Genomic DNA, 3,712 nt, shown 5'->3' with positions numbered 1-3,712 from the left:
CTGTCTCGTGGGCTCGGAGATGTGTATAAGAGACAGGCCCGGAGCGGTGGCGGGTGGCGGCTTCGGTGACGGCTTTGGTGACGGGGAGGTTGCGTGGGGGCGTGCGGCAGGTGTGCGGGCGGCGAGCGCGCGCCCTTGTTGTACTAGCACTTCGGCGCTAGCTTGAGGGGCATGGTCAAGAAGCAGCTGAACGTCCGCGTGGACGCCACGACCGCGGAGATTGCCCGGGAACGGGCCGAGCAGCAGGGGATCAGCATGAACCAGTACATCGAGCGCCTGGTCCAGCAGGACATGGGCGAGTCCGGACGGGCCTTCGTCGACGCGGCCGCGCAGTTCATGAAGGAGTACGAGACGGCGTTCCTCGCCGAGTTCGGGGAGCCGGGCGACCTCCAGGACGTGCGCCGTTGAAACTGGAGGTCGACCTCTCGTGGCTGCTCATGACCGCCGAGCAGTACACGCCCGGTGACCCGCAGGTCACCGACTACGGCTCGCTGCTCGCGGCCGTCACCCGGCACCAGGCCGAGATATTCGACATCGCCGTCTACCCCGAACCGCAGGACCGCGCCGCCGCCCTGATGCACCAGCTCATCCGGGTGCCGGCCCTGGAGAAGACCAACGAGCTCTTCGCGACCGCCGTCGCGTACGCCTACCTCGTCGCCAGCGGCTGCACCGTCGCCACCACCGCCCGCGAGGTGCGCAGCCTCTCCCGGGCCATCCGCGAGGGGCGGCTCGGGGTGTCCGGGGTCGCCGAGCGGCTGGCGGCGTGGGTGGTGGACGAGGCCGAGGGGGAGGGCGTCAGCGGGACGGACGACGAGGACGAGGACGACGACTGACCGGCGTGCCCGTCGCCCCCGTTGTCCCCGCCGTGTCCGTCGTGCTCGTCGTCCCCGCTGTGCCCGTTCTGCCCGTCGGGGCGCGTGCGGCTGCGCCGGCTACGCCTGCGGTGAGGCGGGCTCCGCGATCAGGGCCGTCGCGAACGGGCGGAAGCCGGCCCGGCGGTAGATCCGGGCGACGGCCTCGTCGGCGGCGGACAGGAAGACCGTCCGTACGCCGTTGGCCCGGGCGTGCGCGACCAGGGCCGCCGTGACGGCGAGGCCCAGCCCGCGTCGGCGGGCGGCGGGCAGGGTGCCCACGCCGACCACCTCGCCGACCGCGCCCACCGGGTTGTACTGGCCCGCGCACTGCACCGCGCCGCCGTCCAGCGCCGCGGCCTGCACGGTGACGCCGTCGGCGATCCGCTGCGCGATCCGCGCCACCGCGCCCTCGGCCGTCAACACCTCCACGCGCGGCGCCAGTTCGGCCGCACCGCTCGCGCCGATGGCGGTGCCCGGGTCGCCGAAGGCCAGGTGCGGGACGGCCACTGCCTCCGCCAGCTCGGGCGCGTCCGGGGCCAGCACCCGCACCGCGACCCGGTCCGGCAGCGTCGGCGCGGGGGCCGGCTCGTCCTGCGGGCCCAGCACCAGCAGCGGGTGCTCGTGCACCGTCAGGCCCGCCGCCTCGACCGCCGCGCGCAGCTCGGGGTTGCGCTCGGCGACCCACTCGAAGGCCTCCGGCGCGCCCAGCTCCCGCTGCCGCTCCAGCACCCGGCGGACGTCCTCGGCGGTGGCGGCCGGGCCGTCGTGGCCGAGCGCCGGGCGGGCGTAGTAGTGCCAGCCGGTGGTGCCCTTGCGGACGAAGAGGGTCAGCGGGCCGAAGTCCTCGGCGTGGGCGGCGCTGCGCGGTACGGCGTCGTAGTAGCGCTCGATCTCGTCGAGCAGGGGGCGGTCGATAGCATGATCGGCAGAAGTCACGGCGTGCATCCAAGCAGGGGTACGGGTGGGCCGCCAGCGCTTTTGTGCGCGGCCGGGGTGGGGCCGTCGGCGGGGGCGGGCGGGGATTGTTGCCGAACGCTTACCGGCCCGCAGCGATCTTGTGCGCACACGGCGTGCATGCTGATGCCTTTACAGCTCTGCCGAGAGGGAACGGCGGACGTCTGCACTCGGCGAAGCAAGGGGGAAGACAGGCCCATGAGGCTCTGCTTTCTGGTGGAGGAGCACTACCGGCACGACGGCATGCCGCTCGACGTGGCACGCCAACTCACGGCGTGGGGTCACCGGGTGGACGTGCTGCGCCCCGGGGACTCGCTGTTGGCGATCTCCGAGGCGGTCCGGGGCGGCAGCCACGACGCCTGGGTCCTCAAGACCGTCTCCGGTGGGCCCGGGCTGACCCTGCTGGAAGCGGCTGCCGCCGTCGGGCTCACCACGGTGAACGACGTGCGCTCGATCCGGGGCGTCCGGGACAAGGCGCTCGCCGCGGTGATCGGCCGCACCCGCGGCCTGCCCGTCCCGGTCACGTACGCCGCCGCGCGCTGGGAGCGGCTCGCGGAGATCCCGGCCGCCGAGTACCCGCTGGTGGTCAAGCCCGCCGACGGCAGCTCCGGGCGCGGCGTCCGGCTGGTGCGCGGCCCGGAGCACCTGCTGGAGGTCGGGCCGGAGCTGGCCGGGGAGGGGCTGCTGATCGCGCAGCCGTACGTGCCGAACTCCGGCACCGACCTCAAGGTGTACTGCGTCGACGGAGAGCTGTTCGCGACGGAACGTTCCTCCCCGCTGCACCCCGGGCAGGGCGTCCGGGAGCGGCAGGTGCCGCTGCCGGGGAGCGTCGCGCGGATCGTGGCGCAGGTCGGCGAGGTGTACGGACTGGACCTGTTCGGCGTCGACGTGCTGCTCGGACCGGACGGGCCGGTGGTGGTCGACGTCAACGACTTCCCGAGCTTCCGGCAGGTGCCGGACGCCGTGGCCCGGGTCGCCCGGGCGGTGCTGCGGCTCGCGCGCACCGGGACGGCCGTGTCGGTGCCCGGCGATCCCACCGCCGAGCTGGTGTCGGCGGGCGGGGCTCCGTACGGACAACTGGGCTTTGGTGAGGGGGAGTTGCTGTGAGGATCGGGCTGATCGCCGCGGACCCGGGGCACCCGGTGCTGGCGGCGGCCGCCGCGCTGCTGGTGCGGCGGGGGCACGAGGTGGTGGCCGTTCCGCCCGCGGGGCCGGTGGACGAGTTCGTGGACGAGTCCGTGGACGTCTGCCTGCTCAAGGCGCGTACGCCTCAAGCGCTGGCACTGGCCGGGGAGTTGGAGCGGCGGGGCGTGCCGGTGGTGAACTCGGCGGCGGCGACGGAACTCTGCCAGGACCGGGTGCGGATGGCCGACCTCGCCCGCGCCGCCGGGCTGCCGTTCGCGGAGACGACCGCCGCCGGACGGTTGGGCGAACTCTCCGGCCCCGCCTACCCGTTCGTGGTCAAGAGCCGGCACAGCCGGCGGCACGACCTGGTCGCCGTGGTCGACGGCCCGGCCCGGCTGCGCGAACTCGCCGAGCGCTGGCCCGAGGAGCTCGTCGTCACCCAGCCGTTCGTCCCGGGGACCGGCTGGGACCAGAAGCTGTGGGTGATCGACGGGCAGGTGTTCGCCGCCCGGCGGCGGTCCGAACTCGCCACCGAATCGGGGACGTCGGGGCAGGCGCAGGACTGGGAGCCGCCGGCGGGGCGCGCCGCGCTCGCGCTGCGGGTCGGCGAGGTCTTCGGGCTCGACGTGTACGGGGTCGACCTGCTCGACGGGCCGGCCGAGCCCGTCATCGTGGACGTCAACGCCTTCCCCGGCGTCCGCGGCCGGCCCGGCGCGCCCGAGGCGCTGGCCGCGCTCGCGCTGCGGGTCGCGGCGGAGCGGGGGGCGGCGCTCGCGGGG

Annotated in this window: 5 protein-coding genes; 4 read left to right on the top strand and 1 reads right to left on the bottom strand. The window is 74.7% G+C overall.

The window, feature by feature from the left end:
- Positions 1-171: 171 nt before the first annotated feature.
- Together OP86_RS32270 and OP86_RS32265 are read left to right on the top strand one after the other, a co-directional pair.
- Complete coding sequence (locus OP86_RS32270; RefSeq protein ID WP_030058306.1) at positions 172-408, top strand: toxin-antitoxin system HicB family antitoxin; 237 nt, start codon at positions 172-174, stop codon at positions 406-408.
- Positions 405-833, top strand: coding sequence for a hypothetical protein (locus OP86_RS32265; protein ID WP_030256427.1), 429 nt, complete (start codon positions 405-407; stop codon positions 831-833). Before OP86_RS32270 ends, OP86_RS32265 begins: the two co-directional genes overlap by 4 nt.
- 99 nt (positions 834-932) lie before the next feature.
- Here the strand turns inward: OP86_RS32265 and OP86_RS32260 are convergent, their stop codons facing one another.
- On the bottom strand, positions 933-1,799 hold the full coding sequence (locus OP86_RS32260; protein WP_051831178.1) for a GNAT family N-acetyltransferase: 867 nt from the start codon (positions 1,797-1,799) through the stop codon (positions 933-935).
- A 207-nt stretch (positions 1,800-2,006) separates the two neighbouring features.
- On the opposite strand from OP86_RS32260, the gene OP86_RS32255 reads away from it, so the two are divergent.
- Both OP86_RS32255 and OP86_RS32250 read left to right on the top strand, forming a co-directional pair.
- Positions 2,007-2,915: an ATP-grasp domain-containing protein gene (locus OP86_RS32255; RefSeq protein ID WP_051831176.1), complete on the top strand. Its 909-nt coding sequence runs from the start codon at positions 2,007-2,009 to the stop codon at positions 2,913-2,915.
- Positions 2,912-3,712 (top strand): ATP-grasp domain-containing protein (locus OP86_RS32250; protein WP_033334400.1); only part of this gene is annotated, 801 nt, incomplete at its 3' end. The genes OP86_RS32255 and OP86_RS32250, both read left to right, overlap by 4 nt.

Source organism: Streptomyces novaecaesareae, from assembly GCF_000716875.1.
In the GTDB taxonomy this organism is placed as follows: Bacteria; Actinomycetota; Actinomycetes; order Streptomycetales; family Streptomycetaceae; genus Kitasatospora; species Kitasatospora novaecaesareae.
Note: the sequence above shows the minus strand (reverse complement) of the source record. Positions and strands in the feature narration are given on the sequence as shown.

Excerpts from the sequence above, each read along its gene's own strand:
- OP86_RS32270 (WP_030058306.1), top strand. The coding sequence starts at position 172 with ATGGTCAAGAAGCAGCTGAACGTCCGCGTGGACGCCACGACCGCGGAG.
- OP86_RS32260 (WP_051831178.1), bottom strand. The coding sequence starts at position 1,799 with ATGCACGCCGTGACTTCTGCCGATCATGCTATCGACCGCCCCCTGCTC.
- OP86_RS32255 (WP_051831176.1), top strand. The coding sequence starts at position 2,007 with ATGAGGCTCTGCTTTCTGGTGGAGGAGCACTACCGGCACGACGGCATG.